The following is an 18,119-nucleotide window of genomic DNA, read 5'->3' on the forward strand; positions in this document are numbered from 1 at the left end:
TCTCGCGTACGCTTTGAGCGGGTCTCGCAGCGCAGAAGCGCTACAGGTCGTTTCCGTCGTCGAACAGCTTATGGCGGATCGCATAGCGAACCAGTCCGTTCTCGTTCGGCATCTGCATTTTTTCGAGGATGCGCGTCTTGTGCGTGCTGATCGTCTTCACGCTGACGCATAGTTCGTTGGCGATCTCGGTGATGCTCTCGCCTTCGACCAGGCGCCGGAACACGTCGAATTCGCGATCGGACAGCCGCTGGTGCGGCAGCGCGTCGGCAGGCTCGTTCAGGTTCTGGGCAAAGCGTTCGGCCATCGCGAGGCTGACATAAACGCCCCCTGACGCGACTTTCGTCACCGCGCCGACCAGTTCCGCGCTCGCGCTTTCCTTGGTCAGATAGCCGGACGCGCCCGCCTTGAACGCGCGCACCGCGTATTGCTGCTCGGCGTGCATCGTCAGCACCAGAATCCGCAGGCCGGGTTTTTCCTCCTTGATCTGCTTGATCAGTTCAATGCCATTGCGCCCCGGCATCGACAGGTCGAGCACGAGCACGTGGGCCTGCGTCGCGCGAATCAGCGCGATCGTCGTCGCGCTGTCGCAAGCTTCGCCGGCCACTTCGAAGCCGCTCGCCTGCTGCAGGATATGGCGCAGTCCGTCGCGCACGAGCGTGTGGTCGTCGGCCAGCAACACCTTGATCATGGGGTGATCTCTCCCGGTTGCATCCATTGCCAGGGAAACCTGACCGCAATCGCGAAATCGGCGCTTTGCGCTGTATCGATCTGGATGGAGTCGCCGAGCATGGGCGCGTGTTCGCGCACGCCGATCAATCCGAACGGTATTTCGTGACCGCTGGCTCAAACCGTCTCGCGATCGGCGTCTCGTTCACGATCTATTATCCGCTATCCGTGGCGGGCAGTCGGGCCGTTTGTGTGAGATGTCACTTCGGCCGTGTTTCGCCTTCGCCTGGCGGCGACTTTATTCAGCGCTTCCTGAACGAGGCGGAAGGACGGTGTCGCGTTTCGCCGCGAATGGTTCGCATTGAGCGGACCGAGGCGGCGCGGGAGTTGATGCGCGGCGCGCAGGTGCGCGGCGTGTACCGCCCCACGCCGCGCAGCAGCGTTCGTTCGGCACGGCGTCCTGTCAATGCGCCATTAGCACGGGCACCGTCATCGATTCGAGCATCGTTCGCGTAACGCCGCCCCACACGCGCTCACGCGCACGCGAATGGCCATACGCGCCCATCACGAGCAGATCGGCATGTAGATCCGACACCCGGTTCAGCAGCGTCGCGCCCGTGCCGGCGATGCCGAGGCGCGGCGTCGTCGAGAACGACGCGCGCACGCCGTGCGCTTCGAGCCATGCCGCGACGTCGATCGCGCTGGGTCCCGCTTCATGGTCGTGCGTGGGCTCGACGACGGCGACGCCAACGAAGCGCGCCCGTTCGAGCAGCGGCATCGCGTCGGCGATCGCTCGCGAGGCTTCGCGGCTGCCGTCCCACGCGATCAGCACGTTCTCGCCGCGCGTCGGCACGGCGCCCGCGCGCGGGATCACGAGCGCGGGACGCCCCGCGCCGAGCACGACCTCGCCGACGAAATGCCGGTCGACGTAGCTGGCGGGATCTCGCGGGTCGGGCTGGCCGAGCACCAGCAGGTCGGCGTGCCGCGCGTGAAGCGTCGTCACGGCGACGGGGGAGCCCTCCGGCGCGCGCCATTGCGCTGCGCGGCCGGCGCGCTCGGCCGCGGCGAGAAATGCATGCCGCGCCGTCTCACGGCGATCGGTCGCCAGTGCGGCGCGTTGGGCAACGAAACCGTCGTCAGTGCCGAACAGCGGTTTCGCGAGGCCCTCGCACACGACATACAGACCGATCAGGTGTACATCCCAACGCTACGCAAGATCGAGCGCGAGCGCGACGCGAGTGTCGCAGCGGCGGCTGTCGTCGATGTGAACGAGCAGGGTCTTAGCTCATGTCAGTTCCTTTTCGGCTGAGGCCGGGACGGAATGGTCGACTGGTTCGACGCCTGCATGGGCCGGAATCGTCAGAACCGGGCAGCGGGCACTGCGCAGCACGTGCTCGGCGACGCTGCCGAGCACCAGTCGTTGAACACCACGGCGGCCGTGCGTGCCCATCACAATCGCGTCGGCGTGCCATTCGAGCGCCGCCGCGACGATGCGCTTCGCGACGTCTTCGCCAGGTGTCGAGGCTTCCACCGTGCGTGGCTTGTAGCTCATCGCCAAAGCGCCGTGACGGAACGTGGGGACACCGGCGTAAGCCCGTTGTCAAATGGAATCTATGGGCCGGCCCGGCGCGACTATTGACGCAGATCAAGCGCGCCGATGCCGCACGCCAGTTGATGTAGGTCAAGCGCTGCCGGCTGCGCGCAAATACAGTGATAGCAGCGGACGTCGCGCCGTAGCGGTGCCTGCAGTTGCGTGCCGTCTGTGGAGGGCAACGATCACGGCCAGGGAATGTTCCGGTTAATCCGGGCTGCGTTCACACCCCGGCTCGGCGTGCGCGCTTCGCGCACGCAACGAGTGACGCCCAATTGGCGGACGGAGCGCCCAGTGTCTGCTGCTGGAGAAGGAACATGACCGAGCGTTGCAGGATTCTGATCGTTTACTACTCGCGAACCGGCACCACGCGACGTGTCGCCGAACTGCTCGCGTCCGAACTCGACGCCGACATCGAACCGATCCGCGAACGCGCCGGGCCAGGATCGCGTGATGGCGCACGCGGCTACGTCAGATCGGTGATCGATGCGCTGTGCCATCGGCGCGCCGCCGTAATGCCGGCGCTGCTCGACGTCGCCGCGTACGACCTGGTCGTCGTCGGCGCGCCCGTCTGGGCGGGCGGCGCGTGCGCGCCGGTTCGGGCGTGGCTGGAATCGAACGGAGGACAGATCCGTCACCTGGCGCTGTTCTGCTGCGAGGGCGCGCGCGGCAGCGGAACGGCGCTGAAGCAGATGTCGGAGGCGGCGGGCAAGACGCCGCTTGCGGCCTGCGTGATCAGCGGCAGCGATCTGTACCGCCGCAGGGACGCCGACAAACGCGACGCGTTCGCGCAGAAGATCAGGCAAAGAATGGCGGCGCGGCGGGAGACGGAGTGGCTGGTGTAGCGCGGGCGGTCGCACGCGCGGTCGGGAAGGATGCAACTAAACCCGCAGCGAACCGCGCAACGCGCCGAAGTCGGTGCGTGGATGACGGTGCACCGGCGTTGCGTCCGGTACCGTGAAAGCCGGCTTGTCGAGCTCCGGACGAATGACATTCGCGAGGTCGAAAGGGAAACGGTGACGCGCCGCGTCGTAGCGCCGTGCCGCTTCGTCATAGCGCTCGCGCGCGAAGGCGATGGATCAGCTTGCATGCTGGGCGGGCCGCTATCGTGAGGGAGTTGCGGAGCCGCTCGTCGAGCGCGCGATGCACGAACGTGCGCGCGCGGCGCAAGCAGCAGGGAGTCCCGATGAGCAGCAAGCTCAGTGAGATCGAAAGCCGCACCGCTTCGGCGCGGCAACTCGAAACGGTGATTGGCGCGATGCGCGGCATCGCCGCCGCGCGCGAGCGCGAGGCGCAGGCGCGGCTCGCGGGCATCCGCTCGACGGCGGCGACCGTCGGCGAGGCGATCGGGATGGTGCTGGCGGCGGCGCCGTCGGCCGACCCGGCGGCATCCGCGCCGCCGGAACACGCCGCGCGCATCATCATCGTGCTATGCACCGAGCAGGGTTTCGTCGGCGGCTTCAACGAGCATCTGCTGGCGCGCGTCGAACGATTGAAGGCGGACGAGCCGGGCGAGATTTTCATCGTCGGCACGCGCGGCGTGATGCTCGCCCAGGAACGCGCATTGCATTACGGCTGGTCCGTGGGAATGGCCTCGCACGCGGAGGACGTGATGCGCGTGGCCAGTCAGCTCGCGGACGCGGTGTTCGCGCGCTTTCGCGATCAGGCGTCGTCGCAGGTGTGGCTCGTGCACGCGACGCCCGGCCCCGGACTCGACGAGCGCATCGTGACGCGGCGGCTGGTGCCGTTCGATTTCACGCGCTTCCGGGTGGCGTCGCGCGGGCAGGCGCCGCTTTTGAACCTGCCGCTCGACGGCTTGCTGAGGGGCCTCACCGAGCGCTACGTGTACCTCGAACTGTGCGAAGGCCTGATGCAGTCATTCGCGGCGGAAAGCGCGGCGCGCGTCGGGGCGATGCTGGCGGCGAGCCGTCATGTGAAGGACCGGCTGCAGGAACTCACGCGCGACTATCGGATCGTCCGGCAGGACGAGATCACCGCCGAAATCGCCGAACTGGCCGCGACGGGCGCCTGCGTGCCGCCGGCTACGTCGGCTGGGGTCAGCCGATTCCTACGACCGGCGACGACGGACTAACCCCGTTTCCGCCGTCGCTGATTTAGATAACGCCAGCCGTTGCCGATAATAGATTCGACGACACACCGCGATGTCCGGCGCCAAGGTCGGCGAGTCCAGGGAGGCGGCAATGAACGACACCATCATCCCGCTGCACGCACTGGTCGAGCGGTATGTCTGGCTCGAAGGCGCGATTTCTTCGAGACCGCTGACGATCGTATTTTTCCGGCACGGCAAGGGTTCGTGGGACGTGTTTCCGCCCGTTGAACAGGCACCGGCAATGAGCGCGCGCTACTTCTAAGCGCCCACCGGTATCAACGGATCTGGTGAAGCATCGGCCAGCCGTGGTCGACGCGGACGCGACCTCGATCACGCGCGCAGATCAATGACCCCGCTTCGCGTCGGAACACGATCAGCGGGTCGCAAACGGCGCTGACTGCATCAGTGCAAGCACGGGTCGCCAGAACGCGGGGGAGTCGAACGCCGCCATCGGTACCGCGGTGTCGAATGACAAGGTCAGCGCCTGTTCCGCCGGCGTCAGTGCGTCGGCGCTCGCGAGTTGACGCGCGAGCGTCGCGGTGTCGGCGTCGGATAGATCGCGCGGACCATGCCGGCGCGCTTCGATGCGTTGCGCGAGCACCGTTGGTTCGGCACGAAAGTCGAGAATGCGAGCCGGTACGCCAAGCCGTTGGGCGAGCGCGAAAAACGTGTCGCGGTGACGGAACTCGAGAAAGGTCGCGTCGACGATCGCGCTGTGGCCGCTTTGCAGCACGCGGTGCGCGAGTCGAAGAAGGTGGTCGTAGATCGCGTGACGTGCAGCTGGCGTGTAGTGTTCGGCGCCAAGCGAGGTTTGCGCGTCGGGCGCCGGCCGCGGACGCTTGCGTTCGGCATCGCTCGACACTCGCACCGCGCCGCACAGGTCCGCAAGGGCCCGGCTCGCGACCGATTTCCCCGAACCGGAGTAGCCATGACACAGCAGCAAAACGGCTCCCGGCTTCTGCGTTTGCGCCCGTGCCACCTCGAGGTAGCGCACGGCCGGATCCGGGATGGCGACGCTGCGGCCCGCTACGTATCCCGCTTTCAGGCACGCGACCCACGCCCGCACCAGCGCGCGATAGGCGACGTACAAAGGCATCAGCGACAGCGCCGCATAATCGCCCGACGTTTCGAGCCAACGGTTCAACAGTCGATTGGCCAGATGGGGCTCCGCTCGCGCGCACAGGTCCATCACGAGAAACGCGACGTCCGCTGCGACGTCGATCCAGCGTAGCGCATCGTCGAAGTCGATACAGTCGAACATCGCGATTGCGCCGCACCAGCGAACCACGTTGTCCAGATGCAGATCGCCATGGCAGCCCCGCACGAAACCCTCGGCGCGGCGCCGCCCGATCAGCGGCGCGAGTTGGTCGAGCTGTCGCGCGCACCACGCGGCAATGCCGGGCAGCGCGGGATGGCTGCAATTGGCCAGCAGCGCCGCGTTGATCGTTTCGATCTGCGTTCGCACCAGCGTGGCGCTGCCGTAGCGCGACGACGGCGCGTTGCGGGGCGCCCTCAGGTGATAGTCGGCGAGCCGCTTCGCCGCGCCGTCGATGTCGCGCGGCGTCAGTGCTCCCTTCGCCGCGAGACTCGAAAAGAGCATCGCCTCGTCGAAGCGGCGCATCTTGACCGCGTGATCGACTGTCACGCCGCCGTCCCCGAGTGTCAGCACGCCGGCGTGGCGCGCAATCGGCAGCACGCCGGCGTAAATACCTTGCGCGAGTGGCCGGTTCAGACGGAGCTGGGCTTCGCAGCAGCGCTTGCGGGTCGCGGTGGCGGTGAAGTCCGCGAAACCCGGGGCGACGGGTTTGATGATCTTGTACGCGAAGCGCCCGGCGAGATACACGACGGATATGTGCGTTTCGACCCGGACGATCCTGCCCGCTGGATGACGGTACGTGCCCGGCCTGCGCAGCGTCGCGTCGAGTCCGCGCACGCTGCGGCGCGCGGCGCGGACCCGGTTGGCGAGATGCTGGCTGCCGCGCATGCCTGCATTGGCGCGTGGTGAAGAAAGCTTGCGGCTTCGTGGCGAACTCATGCCGGACTCCACCTCGCGGGCAGCTGCGCGCCCATTTCTCCGTGGCGACCGCTCAAGTCGACCGAGCCCGCGACAACCGGGCCGGAATTCGCGACGAGCGGCACGCCGGGCGCGCGTTCGACGATCACGCTGCGGCCGCCGAAACCAGGCATGACCTTGACGGCCTCGGCGAGCGCATTGATGCCATCGAGCAGCCATTGCCGGGCCTCATGGTGAAGCACGAGCGTCTCATTCGGCACGGTTGACCTCCGCGTGATGGGACGGCCGGCGCCCGCCTTGCGCGCGAGCCGGAATCGTCTACTCATTTAAGCCATCGGGTATGGTAACCGGCTTGATCTGTATCAACGAGGCGGTAGCCGGGCATCGCCAGTCGCTCGGCAACTGCCTGTACGCTTCCATACGAAATGGAGCGTGGGTCACCGATTGACCGCAGTCAAGCCGCGTGCGATCGTGGCAGCAACGCGCCGGTGGAGCAGCGGATGAAGCGATTCGATATTTTCAATGGCGATGCCGACGGCATCTGCGCGCTGCATCAGTTGCGGCTCGCCGAGCCTGCCGACACCATCCTGATCACGGGAGCCAAGCGCGAGATAATGCTTCTGCAACGCGCGAACGCGCAGCCGGGCGACAGCGTGACCGTGCTGGATATTTCGCTCGACTCGAACCGCGAGCCACTCATCGCGTTGCTGGATCTTGGTGTAAAGATCGACTATTTCGATCATCATTTCGCCGGTCCCATCCCCGCACACGCGCTGCTGACGACGCATATCGATACGTCACCGGATAGGTGCACTGCGCTGATCGTGGACCGCCATCTTCAAGGCCGGTACACGCGATGGGCGGCGGTCGCGGCCTATGGCGACAACCTGCATCGGGCAGCGCATCGGGCCGCCAGTGCGTGCGCGGTGAACTCGTCCGATGAGCGCAAACTGCGCGAACTCGGCGAAGCGATCAACTACAACGCCTACGGGGACAGCGTCGTCGATCTTGCCGTCGATCCTGTCGAGATGTATCGCGCCATTCAACCCTATTCGGACCCCCTCGAGTTCATTGCGTCGACCGGCGTGCTGCCCGAATTGCAGGCGCGACGAACGGAAGACCTCGAACTGGCCTTGGGACTCGCGGTAACGCGGCGGCTCGCCAATGGAACGCTGCACATTCTTCCCGACGCGGCGTGGGCGCGGCGCGTGCGAGGTGATTTCGCCAATCTCGTCGCGCGACGCGACCCGGCGCGAGCGCACGCGGTCCTGACGGCCGGCGCCGATGGCCGATACACGGCGAGCGTACGGGCTCCGCTCGATTGTCCGCGAGGCGCCGACGTCCTTTGCAGGAAGTTCGGAGGAAACGGCAGGGTCGCTGCCGCCGGTATCGACGGGCTCGATCGCGCGCGGCTCGACGAATTCGTGACAGCGTTCAGCGTTGCGTTTTGACGCGACGTTCGTGGAGCGGGTGACCGGTAATTCACCGCCGCATCGCAGTCGGCAGTGCGAATTCCCCAGATGGCGCATCGACATGGACGCCGTCACCGTCGCCTGGACAGCGGAGGGCGGCCTTGATGCTTGATGCAAATCAACGGTGGTCCGCCGCTACGCATCGATCATTGGGCTGTACTCGAACCCGGGGCTAATCACGAGTGGCCGGATCTTTGCGATAGGCGCATGGCACGGCGAAATCGACGCGTTGCAACGACTGGTCGACGACGGCCTGATCGTCACGGACGGCGTCGCTCATTGCTGGGGAGCGGTGCGCTCCGAGGAAGAACGTCAGGCGATCCTCGCCGCCGCCGCGCGGGTGCCAGGGGTAAAAGGCGTAAAGGATCATCTGGAATATTCGGTCGCGTTCACGCCTATGTGAACAGGGGCGCGGCAAATCGCGGTCATTTCGGCATGCCCTGCACGCCGTGCCGCGCCATGGTCCCGACGCAGTGCCTGGACCTCGACCGTCCGTTCCAGACGTCGCAGTTCTTCCGCTCGATGACGATCTTCGCGCCATCGCGCTACCACCGTGATTTTCTGATCACGGTCAACGACGAGTTCGCATTCGTGTCGGGGTTTTCGTCGGATGGCGCCCCGGGGTTCTCGGGCACGTGCTTCGGAAGCGGTGGGGTATCGGCATCGCCGGCGAGACCCGTGAAAACTTCTCCGTTCAGGAGGACGCTTGATGCGGCCGATTGATGGCATAGTGGCTCTGGCAACGCGCACCGACGTTGCGGGAGGAAAAGCGATGGGCAACCTGTTTCGCGACCGCGCCGACGCTGGCAGACAACTGGCCCACGCACTGCGCGAGTATCAGGGTCGCGGCGATCTGGTGGTGCTGGCTCTGCCGCGCGGCGGCGTTCCTGTCGCGTTCGAAGTCGCACGGGCATTGCATGCGAAGCTCGACGTTCTCGTCGTCAGAAAGCTTGGGGCGCCGCAAGACGAGGAACTGGCGATGGGCGCCATCGCGACGGGGGGCGCCCTTCATCTGGAAAGGTCGGTGCTTCGCGAACTGCAAATCAGTGACGCCCAATTGGCCGACGTGATCGCGCGCGAAACAGCCGAACTCGCGCGCAGGGAACTGGCGTACCGTGGGGAATGCCCGCCGGTGCCAGTACAGGGCAAGACGGTGATCGTGGTCGACGACGGCATCGCGACGGGGGCATCGATGCATGCGGCGCTCGACGCGCTCCGCAGCAGACATCCCGCTCGGATCGTGGTGGCGGTCCCGGTGTCGCAATCCGATGCGTGCACGGCATTCGAAGGAATCGCGCACGCGTTCGTGAGCGTGCTGCAGCCGGATTGGTTGATGGGGATCGGCGGGTTCTATGTGAATTTCGACCAGACGACCGATGAGGAAGTCCGCGCCTGTCTCGCCGCCGCGCGCGGTTGGGAGCCCGAGCAGGGCTCGGACTCGGCCGGCTGACGGCGCAATGAAGGCAGACACGGCGGCGGGCCGTGTCGAACATGGGGCATCTATCGACGGCTCACGTTCCGACCGACACGTACAAGAGCACGATCGGCGCCTTCGAACCGTTAGGTGTCGCCGAGCGTAATGGCGCGCCATAGGTGCAGCGCAAATCCACGAATCTCGACCATTGGACGCGCACGCCCGCGCCGACGCCCGCGAGCAGACCGGGGTTATTTTCGGCTGGCTGGTCGATCGTGCTCCATACGCGGCCCGCATCGAAAAACACAAAGGGTTGCACGACTGCGTTGCTCGCGCCGAGCGAGATCGCAGGCGTGCGCACCTCGGTCTGAATGTTCCAGCCGCGATCGCCCAGCGTGACGTATGGGTCGTAGCCTCGCACACTGGACTCCCCGCCGAGCCCCATCTCCTCGCTCGGTAATAACGTGTTCGGCGTCCACTGGAACGTTCCGTTCGTGATCAGCGTGAAGCCAGCCCCAAGCGCGGTGGCACGAGACGCTGTCAACTGCATATAGACGTAGCGGGCCGTCGCGCCCTGCCGCGCGGCGTTAAATGCCGAATCCTGATTGTTGCCATCCAGTCCGCCCGGACTGGCGACGAGTGTCGCCGCGGCGTGCGCCGTGCCAGCCTCGGTCGGTTTGCTGATATCGTAAGACAACACGAACTGATGTATGTGCGTATTCGAGTTGAAAACCTGGGAGCCGCCAAATTCCAGATCGTTGTTGCTGCGCTTGAAGTCGTATCCGATCTGGATCAACTGTGTCGTGTCCGTGATGGTCGGCAGACGCAAGTCGTAGCGAAAGCTGAGCTGCGCAGAAATGCCCGTTTGCCCATACGTGTCGGGCAACCGTGGCGTGCTCTGCGCGTAGACGCCGAACAACTCGATACTGTCGAGCCAAGGCAGCGGCGCCGTGTAGTTCAGCGCGTGCGCGGTGAAGCGGGCGCGGTTCGGGCGGCCTTCGATATTCGGATTGCCGCTGAAAAAATCGTTGCTGGCCGTGAATTGATAGGCGATCTGCTGATCGAGACCAAGCAGGTTGCCGTAGCCTATGCCTGCAAAGAACCGATCACGGCCGAGCTCCGGCACGCCTTCATTGTCGTAACCCGCGCTTACGCGAAGCGGCAGCCGGTCTTCGGTTTGCAACACGACGTCGGTCGTGTCGGCGGCCTCACCGGGCGCAAAAACAGCATCGACCCGTCGATAAGGATTCGCGTTGAGCACCGCAAGTCCCTTCGAGACCGCCGATTGCAGGATCGGTCCGCCGGGCTCGAGCGGCATTTCACGTTCGAGAAGCCTGCTCGAAAAGTAGGTGTTGCCGCTGGCATGAACCCGACCCAGTCTGAATTCGGCAATGGCGATACGCACGACACCCGAGCTCACGTCCTGTTCCGGCACGTAGACGTCGACGAGCGGCTTTCCCGCCGCCCGATAACGCGCGACCACGGCGCGGCGTATCTCGGCGAGGCGGCCGAAGGTCAGCGGCTTGTCGAGGTCCGTGGCGAAGCTCTGCAGGAAGGCGGCGTCGAGTACGGGCAATCCTTGCGCGACGATACGACCTTGCTGCCTCGGCGATGCCGCCGCGGACGCGCCGGCTGGTTCGAAGACGACCCCGGCAAGCCGCTCGACAGCGATCCGTGCGGACTCGGCCTGCGCTTCCGGGGAGGAGGGTGACGACGCGCTTCGCGGCGCCTGCGGTGCGGGTTGCGGCGCGAGGTCGCGCCATGCCTGTGCCGCTACTGGTGAGGTCTGCATGATGCCCGCAATGCACGTTGCGATCGTCAGGACAGCAGTGCAGGCGGCGGATCGCGATTTCATCGATCGCTTATATGCAAAGCGCTGTGCCTATTGGCAGGCTGGCCGCAGGCTGCGGCGACCAGCAGGCCGCCGCCCTCAACCCGATGTCGCGCATGCAGTACGAGCCTTCCGTCGTTCATGGCGATACCTATTAACGGGTGTGGTGCATCGAATCCGGAGCCGCACGTCGAAATTATTCTAGTCGAAGCGCCTGCGCGAGTTTCCAAAAGCGACCCGAACCCTCTTCACTCCTCGCGAATGCTGTCGAGGAAACATTTAGTAAGGGTTTCCACCGTGTGTACTGACCCGCGTCTTGTCTTTACTCTTCTAGACTTGTCATACAACATGCGCGATGACGATTCTCTCGTGCGCCTACAACTATTTGTCCGGAGGGGACTCCATGTCCAAGCTGTCGTGCGATCTTGATAAAAATGCGCCCGCAACGGGCGACACCTTGCGCATTTCGCGCCGTGGCTTCATTGGCCTCGGAGGCGCGCTCGCCGGCAGCGCACTCCTGCAGGCTTGCGGCGGCGGAGTTTCCGCTGCCGCGGCAGGCGGAAGCAGTAGTTCCACGCCAGCGACGGGAAGCACGCCGTCAACGGCTGCGGCCGACCCGATCTGGGGTCCCAACGGCTCAGCGACGAACATCATTAATGCGCTGCAGAAAATCACGCAGAGCGCGTTCCCGGCCGTCGATTTCCAGGTCGAACAGTACGGTGCGCAACCGTGCGCGGTCATTGCCCAGGCCAACCCCTACACCGGCAGTTCATCGCCCCTGAGTACGGGGGCGGGCGCGACCAACGCACCGGGATCGTTCGATTCACGTCCCGCTTTCCTCGCGGCAATCGCGGCCTGCAGTGCAGCCGGTGGCGGCCGGGTCGTGGTGCCGGCGGGCACGTGGTATTGCGCGGGTCCCATCGTGCTGCAGAGCAACGTCAACTTCCACCTGAGCGCGAACTGCACGATCTATTTCAGCCCGAATCCCGCCGACTATGCGAAGGACGGTCCGGTCAACTGCGGCGCCAACGGCAACCTTTACTACAGCCGCTGGCAGGCGAACGACTGCCTGAACTTCGGCTCGCCCGTGTACGCGCGAAATGCGAACAATATCGGGGTGACTGGCGAAGGCCCGACCTCGGTGCTGAACGGTCAGGCGATGACGCCGTTCGCCGGAAGCGGAAACACCAGCACTTGCTGGTGGACCTACAAGGGTTCCAGCGGCGCATACGGCTGCGCGGGGTCGACCACGCCATCCCAGGCCTATACGAATCCGAATAACGTCGATCTGATGGTGGTCGCCCCCACCATTTCGGCCTCGCTCTACACGCTATTGACCAATCCGGCTACGCCGTGGCAGCAAGACCAGAACTACCTGCCGGCGCTCTCCGAAGCGGGCGTGCCGGTCGCGCAGCGAATCTTTGGTCTCGGCCACTATCTGCGGCCGTGTATGGTCGAGTTCATCGGTTGCACGAACGTGCTGATGGAAAACTACCGAACCAACAATACGCCGTTCTGGCAGCATCATCCGACGGACTGCACGAACGTCGTGATCCGTGGCGTGACAGCCGACAGTATCGGACCGAACAACGACGGCTTCGACCCCGACGCCTGCAACACGGTGCTGTGCGACAGCGTAACGTTCAACACCGGCGACGACTGCATCGCGATCAAGTCAGGCAAGGATCTCGACACGGAGTACGGACCCGCGCAGAACCATGTGATCCAGAACTGCATGATGAATAGCGGTCACGGCGGCATTACGCTCGGCAGCGAGATGGGTGGCGGCGTGCAGAACATCTACGCGCGCAATCTGACCATGCTCAATCAGTTCTGGGCAACGAATTCGCTGAACATCGCGATCCGTATCAAGACGAACATGAACCGTGGAGGCTACGTCAAGAACTTCTACGTGAACGGCGTCACGCTCCCGCACGGCGTGAGCCTGACGGGTGGAGGCTACGGCAGCAAGATGCTGACGGGCAGTCCGATCAACGGCACGGTGCCCATCGGTGTGGCCACCGCAACAGCCGCCAACCCGTCCGCGTCTCAAGGCGGCCTGATCACGTTCGATTGCGATTACCAGCCTGCCGCCGATGCGATTCGCACACGCCCCGCGCTCATTGACAACGTCAACATCACGAACGTCAATGCTTCGAACGTGACATTGGGCAGTACAATCGGCTCCTGTTTCCAGGCCATCGTTGCGCAAGGTCCAGTTGCGTTCGACTACAACGGTCCGGCGCCTGCGCCGAGCGTACCGGCAATCACGGGAGTGACGATTTCCAACTGCGACTTCGGCACGCCTGTGGCCGCAGGCCCCGCGAGCGCCAGCACGCCGGGTCCGATCTACCTCTACAACGTGCACGACATTACGTTGCAGAACGTGATCATCGCTGGGCAGACGCTGAATCAGACGCTGTCGGATCCGCGTTAAATACGACGCACCAAAGAGCGGCGAGGCGCCGCTCTTTGGCGTCGCACAGCTAGAGTGAAGTCGTCGCGCGGGGGGCTCTCAAGACGAGCCACTTTGCAGCTCGCTCATCAGGCTCGCCGCGTAGGCCGGAATATTCGGACCTTATGTCGTCACTCAAGACATGGCGGAAATCAAGTCGTTCCAGCTTGGGCGATATGTGTCGCGCTAGATCTTCATGCGCTGCAGAACGCGGTCGCCGGCGACGAACTGATGAAACATCGCCGCTGCGATATGCAGGCAGATCACGCCGAACAGCACCCAGGCGAGGACGCCGTGAACATCGCCCATCGCATGTCCGAATGACGAACCCGGTGCCGACAGTGAGGGCAACGAGGCAAGTCCGGCGAGGCGGACCGTCCACGTGCGCGACGAAGCGTTGATCCAGCCGAGCAGCGGCACCAGCACGAGCAGCACATACAGCGCGAGGTGCGTGAGCTTCGAAGCGGCGCGAAACAGCGGCGGCAGGTTGTCCGGCGGCGACCGATGAGTCACGCGCCACAGCACCCGTAACACCATCGCTGCGAGCAGTGCGGTGCCGACGCCAAGGTGCCAGGCGATTTCGCCGTCCGGCACGGTATCGCGGTGCACGTCGGCCATCGTCCAGCCGATCACGAACTGCGCGGCAACCAGCGCGACGACGAGCCAATGGAACAAACGTGCGACGATGTCATAGCGGTGTTCAGTGGAGACTTGCATAGGGGAGCCTGTGAGTTGGATTCAGTCGAAACAGATCGTACACGGCCGCGCCTTAAGGCCAGGTTAAGGGGCAGTCGCCAAGGCCGCCTGTCTGCGCCGTTCCAACCACTCGAAGACGGCCATTCCCGCGATCATCGCCGCCACGAACACCCACGCTTTCACCGACCCGAGTCCGAGCGCGACGAGCGCCGGGCCGGGACAGAACCCTGCAATTCCCCAACCGACGCCGAACGCGAGGCTGCCCGCCATCAGCCTTCGCGTGACGGGCGTTGACGCGGGAATTTGCATCGGCAATCCGAGCAGCGACTTGCCGCGGCGCTTCGCGATCGCGAAGCCGATTGCTGCGACAGCCACCGCGCCGATCATCACGAACGCGAGCGACGGGTCCCAGCGTCCTGCGAAATCGAGAAAGCCCAGCACTTTGGCGGGGTTGGCCATGCCCGACAACAGCAGGCCGAAGCCGAACAGCAGCCCGCATACGAATGAAACGACTGTTGCCATCCTAAGCTCCGAGAAGATGTCGCATGATATAGACGGTGACGAAGCCGGCCGCCATGAACGTCGCCGTCGCTACGAGCGAGCGCGTGGCGCCGCGTGAAATGCCACACACGCCGTGTCCGCTCGTGCAACCGCTGCCATAGCGGGTGCCGATGCCGACCAGAAAGCCGGCCGCGATCACGGCCGGCCACGACGCGTCGACGGTGATCGCGACGGGCGCACCGACCGCGCGCGCGATTACCGCGGCAGCGACCAGCCCGGCAACGAAGGCGACGCGCCATGCGCCGTCTTGCCTGGTCCAGCGCAGCAGGCCGCCGACTATCCCGCTGATTCCGGCGATGCGGCCCAGCAAAAGCACCATCGCCGCAGCCACGGCGCCGATCAGCAGGCCTCCGCACAGGGACGCGAGCGGGGTGAAATGGTCGAGATCGATCATCGTTCAGGTTGACTGTCGTGTGGGTTGGAGGGAAGCGGCAGCGCTTACATCAGTGCCGCTTTGACCAGCAGGCCGAGCGCCACGCAGACGAGGATGCTCGCAAAGCCCAGTTGCACCTGACGCGCGGCGATGTGATGCGATGCAAGCCGTCCGCTGAGCATACCGGCGGCGGTGGCGCCAGTGAACCACAACGCGACTTCGAGTGGAAGCGTTGCGCCGTGCGTGGCCGTCGCGAGAACGCCGCCACTATCGACGAGTGCGATCACCATCAGCGAAGTCGCGACGATACCGTGCATCGACACGTCCGTCAGCTTGCGCATCATCGGCACGATGATGAAGCCGCCGCCGACACCGAGCATCCCCGTCATCAATCCCGTCAGCGAACCGGTGGCCGCGAGCGCGGCTGCGGTCGGCCAGGTCCAGCGAAAGCGGCCGGTCGCCGGGTCGACATGCGCGACGCAGATTGACGATTGTGCCTCGCGCGACGCGCGCCGGCGGCGGCTGATCGAAACGGGCACCTTCAGGCGCGTGTCCGGCTCGTCGCGGCCACGCACAAGCCGCTCGAGCGGATGGTCGCGGACGGCCAGTTCCGTGCCGATCTGTATTTCCGGATCAGTGCGTTTCCGATTCATTTGCCCGCGGTGCGCGAGCGTGTCGACGACATCGCGCTGCTCGCGGATTCGATCCTGCTGCGCATTGCGTCGGCGCGCGCCGGATCGTCGCATAAAGCGTCGATTTCCGCGGACGCGATGGCGCTCCCCCCTCGCACGGTCAGCGGCTTAGCTGCAAGTGAAACTGCTTGCCGAGTTCACGTCTCCGCTGGTATAGCGGGCCACCTTCGGATACGCGCAGAGCGGACGCGTGCGCCCGGCACCCCAGCTAGTCGGCACCTCGCTATTCGGAATCGCGTTGGTCGTGTCGCGAGCCGTTGCGATGACCCGGTTCGGCGCTTGCCCTTGCTCGACCCATGCCACCATAGGCGTCAGCATGTCGAACTGATCGGCCGTCGGACCGCCGCTGCAGTGGTTCATCCCTGCTACCGTGAAGAGCCGGGCGAAATTGCTCGCGTCACCGCCACTAGCCGTGGACAAGCGCTGATACCAGTCGGTCGTATCGTTCGACGAGAACACTGGATCGCTCGTCCCGTGATAGACGATCAACTTCGCGCCCCGGCTCCTCAGACCGCTCAAATCAGTCTCGTTCGGCGGGGTCATGAATGACCACGAAGACTCGGAATAGACACCGCTCGTTGCGAAGATCTTCGGCGCGTCACTGTCCATGTTGAAGTTCAGAGCGTAGGCGCTGATGGAGCTGAGCAGCGAAGCGCTCTGCGGCGGCGACGTAAATACGAAGGCCGCCGCGGCCGGGTCAAGGCTGATCGAATTGCCTTGCTTCCACGCGGCCCAGCCTGATCCGTTGACACCGACGTCATACGGAAAGCTCGCATAGAGCGCAGTGCCCGCGCTATTTTTCGCCCCAGAAAAAATATTTCCAACGGCTTGCTTTTGAGCCGCCGTAAGACAGGTGCCGTCGCGCCCATTGCTCGAACATGTCGGTACGTCCGTGGCCAGGTCGAAGTTCGCCTGGCACGCTTTGATGTCTTGCACCATCCCGTCCGCTACACCATCCAGCGAATCGCACTTCGCGATGATCTTCGACGCGATGAGCTGCCTTTCAGCAGTCGTCAAGCCGGTGGTGATATCGGCAATTCCGGACGACGTTTTGGCGATCGCGACGGTAGCTAGTGTAGTGCGTCGTAAATAATGCAACTTAATCGCGATTTGCGAGTCTCCTTCCAGGTGATGAGGGAGAACCCATGAGAATCGCGGCAAAAGTTGAGCTGAGCGAAGGCCAGCGCAAACAATTGGAAACGTGGGCGGCTGGGCGGAGGGTTCCGGTACGACTGGCCGAGCGTGCCAAGATGATATTGCTCGCGGCACTGGGCCACACAGACAAAGAGATCGGTGTGCAGTTGGGTATCTGGCGAGGCACGGTGGCGCGCTGGCGAGCGCGCTTCATCGCGGACGGTGTGGCGGGGATCGAGCGGGACGAGACGCGACCCGGGCGCAAGCCGAAGATCTCTGCGCGCAAGGTCAAGGCCATCGTGGCGATGACCACGCAGCAGCGTCCCGATAACGCGACGCATTGGAGTACGCGCAGCATGGCGGCAGTGGCCGGCGTCAGCGAGGCGAGCGTGAGGCGCATCTGGCAGGCGCATGGACTCAAGCCGCATCGGATAGAAACCTTCAAAGTCTCGAACGACAAGCACTTTGCCGAGAAGCTGGAGGACATCGTCGGCCTTTATCTCGATCCACCTGAGCACGCACTGGTGTTCAGTTGTGACGAGAAGTCCCAGATTCAGGCTCTGGACCGGACCCAGCCTGGCTTGCCGATGAAGCGAGGTCGAGGTCAGACGATGACGCACGATTACAAGCGCAATGGTGTGACGACGTTGTTCGCCGCGATGAACACGCTCGATGGCAGCATCATTGGCCAGTGCCAGACGAAGCATCGTCATCAAGAATGGCTGGGCTTCCTGCGCAAGATCGATCGCAGCACCCCCAAGGGTAAGGAACTACATTTGATTGCCGACAACTACGCCACTCATAAGCATCCCGAGGTGAAGGCGTGGCTGGCCAAGCACCCACGATTTCACATGCATTTCACGCCCACCAGCGCTTCCTGGCTCAATATGGTCGAACGCTTCTTTCGTGATCTGTCCGAGAACCAGCTACGGCGGTCAGCCTTTCGCTCGGTACCCGAGTTGGTCAGCACGATCGAGCAGTACATTGAAAAGCACAATGGTGATCCAAAACCCTTCATCTGGACCGCTAAAGCTTCCGACATTCTGGCGAAAGTCACGCGTGCCCGCACCAAGCTGAATAAGATGCAATCCGTTTGACGCAGACCACTAG

General features: G+C 64.4%; 15 protein-coding genes and 4 pseudogenes. 8 read left to right on the top strand and 11 right to left on the bottom strand.

Translation table 11 applies throughout. The features are described 5' to 3' along the window. Nucleotides 1-40: 40 nt before the first annotated feature. From HWY30_RS03905 to HWY30_RS03915, 3 genes and pseudogenes are all read right to left on the bottom strand, one after another. Nucleotides 41-688: a response regulator gene (locus HWY30_RS03905; protein WP_090811511.1), complete on the bottom strand. Its 648-nt coding sequence runs from the start codon at nt 686-688 to the stop codon at nt 41-43. Between the two features lie 441 nt (nt 689-1,129). After that, a pseudogene (locus HWY30_RS03910) lies at nt 1,130-1,942 on the bottom strand (universal stress protein). A gap of 9 nt (nt 1,943-1,951) precedes the next feature. Then, a pseudogene (locus HWY30_RS03915) lies at nt 1,952-2,206 on the bottom strand (universal stress protein); the annotation flags it as partial. A gap of 368 nt (nt 2,207-2,574) precedes the next feature. On the opposite strand from HWY30_RS03915, the gene HWY30_RS03920 reads away from it, so the two are divergent. The 3 genes from HWY30_RS03920 to HWY30_RS03930 all read left to right on the top strand — a co-directional run bounded on the left by HWY30_RS03920 (nt 2,575) and on the right by HWY30_RS03930 (nt 4,629). After that, nucleotides 2,575-3,102: a flavodoxin family protein gene (locus HWY30_RS03920; RefSeq protein WP_090811509.1), complete on the top strand. Its 528-nt coding sequence runs from the start codon at nt 2,575-2,577 to the stop codon at nt 3,100-3,102. A gap of 341 nt (nt 3,103-3,443) precedes the next feature. Then, nucleotides 3,444-4,349, top strand: a complete 906-nt coding sequence (locus HWY30_RS03925; RefSeq protein WP_090811945.1) for a F0F1 ATP synthase subunit gamma — start codon at nt 3,444-3,446, stop codon at nt 4,347-4,349. 109 nt (nt 4,350-4,458) lie between these two features. Continuing rightward, the gene (locus HWY30_RS03930) at nt 4,459-4,629 is read left to right on the top strand and encodes a hypothetical protein (RefSeq protein ID WP_167368802.1); all 171 of its coding nucleotides are present in this window, start codon (nt 4,459-4,461) and stop codon (nt 4,627-4,629) included. A 111-nt stretch (nt 4,630-4,740) separates the two neighbouring features. Here HWY30_RS03930 and HWY30_RS03935 read toward each other — a convergent pair whose 3' ends face one another. Together HWY30_RS03935 and HWY30_RS03940 are read right to left on the bottom strand one after the other, a co-directional pair. Next, nucleotides 4,741-6,402, bottom strand: coding sequence for a bifunctional aminoglycoside phosphotransferase/ATP-binding protein (locus HWY30_RS03935; RefSeq protein ID WP_090811944.1), 1,662 nt, complete (start codon nt 6,400-6,402; stop codon nt 4,741-4,743). After that, nucleotides 6,399-6,707 (bottom strand): hypothetical protein, encoded by a 309-nt coding sequence (locus HWY30_RS03940; protein ID WP_176078841.1) that lies wholly within the window; start codon nt 6,705-6,707, stop codon nt 6,399-6,401. The genes HWY30_RS03935 and HWY30_RS03940 overlap by 4 nt, the downstream gene beginning before the upstream one ends. 174 nt (nt 6,708-6,881) lie before the next feature. On the opposite strand from HWY30_RS03940, the gene HWY30_RS03945 reads away from it, so the two are divergent. From HWY30_RS03945 to HWY30_RS03955, 3 genes are all read left to right on the top strand, one after another. Then, entirely contained in the window at nt 6,882-7,832 is a 951-nt protein-coding gene (locus HWY30_RS03945; protein WP_090811942.1) for an acetyltransferase, read from the top strand. A 145-nt stretch (nt 7,833-7,977) separates the two neighbouring features. Then, nucleotides 7,978-8,256 (top strand): BON domain-containing protein, encoded by a 279-nt coding sequence (locus tag HWY30_RS41420; RefSeq protein ID WP_244144775.1) that lies wholly within the window; start codon nt 7,978-7,980, stop codon nt 8,254-8,256. 369 nt (nt 8,257-8,625) lie between these two features. Further along, a complete protein-coding gene (locus HWY30_RS03955; protein WP_090811504.1) occupies nt 8,626-9,303 on the top strand; it encodes a phosphoribosyltransferase in 678 nt (225 codons plus the stop codon). A 61-nt stretch (nt 9,304-9,364) separates the two neighbouring features. Here the strand turns inward: HWY30_RS03955 and HWY30_RS03960 are convergent, their stop codons facing one another. Continuing rightward, entirely contained in the window at nt 9,365-11,059 is a 1,695-nt protein-coding gene (locus HWY30_RS03960) for a ShlB/FhaC/HecB family hemolysin secretion/activation protein (RefSeq protein ID WP_090811940.1), read from the bottom strand. Nucleotides 11,060-11,501: 442 nt separating this feature from the next. On the opposite strand from HWY30_RS03960, the gene HWY30_RS03965 reads away from it, so the two are divergent. After that, nucleotides 11,502-13,535: a glycoside hydrolase family 28 protein gene (locus HWY30_RS03965; protein WP_090811502.1), complete on the top strand. Its 2,034-nt coding sequence runs from the start codon at nt 11,502-11,504 to the stop codon at nt 13,533-13,535. A 204-nt stretch (nt 13,536-13,739) separates the two neighbouring features. Here the strand turns inward: HWY30_RS03965 and HWY30_RS03970 are convergent, their stop codons facing one another. The 5 genes and pseudogenes from HWY30_RS03970 to HWY30_RS03995 form a co-directional block, all read right to left on the bottom strand. Beyond that, a complete protein-coding gene (locus tag HWY30_RS03970) occupies nt 13,740-14,270 on the bottom strand; it encodes a cytochrome b (protein ID WP_090811500.1) in 531 nt (176 codons plus the stop codon). Nucleotides 14,271-14,333: 63 nt separating this feature from the next. Then, complete coding sequence (locus HWY30_RS03975; protein ID WP_090811498.1) at nt 14,334-14,771, bottom strand: YeeE/YedE family protein; 438 nt, start codon at nt 14,769-14,771, stop codon at nt 14,334-14,336. A gap of 1 nt (nt 14,772) precedes the next feature. After that, on the bottom strand, nt 14,773-15,204 hold the full coding sequence (locus HWY30_RS03980) for a YeeE/YedE family protein (RefSeq protein ID WP_090811497.1): 432 nt from the start codon (nt 15,202-15,204) through the stop codon (nt 14,773-14,775). A 44-nt stretch (nt 15,205-15,248) separates the two neighbouring features. After that, nucleotides 15,249-15,701 (bottom strand): annotated as a pseudogene (locus HWY30_RS03985) (sulfite exporter TauE/SafE family protein); the annotation flags it as partial. A gap of 282 nt (nt 15,702-15,983) precedes the next feature. Next, a pseudogene (locus HWY30_RS03995) lies at nt 15,984-16,949 on the bottom strand (tannase/feruloyl esterase family alpha/beta hydrolase); the annotation flags it as partial. Between the two features lie 71 nt (nt 16,950-17,020). Between HWY30_RS03995 and HWY30_RS04000 the strand changes: the two are divergent. Next, complete coding sequence (locus HWY30_RS04000) at nt 17,021-18,106, top strand: IS630 family transposase (protein WP_090811495.1); 1,086 nt, start codon at nt 17,021-17,023, stop codon at nt 18,104-18,106. Nucleotides 18,107-18,119 lie beyond the last annotated feature (13 nt).

This window comes from Paraburkholderia tuberum STM678 (assembly GCF_902833905.1).
In the GTDB taxonomy this organism is placed as follows: domain Bacteria; phylum Pseudomonadota; class Gammaproteobacteria; order Burkholderiales; family Burkholderiaceae; genus Paraburkholderia; species Paraburkholderia tuberum.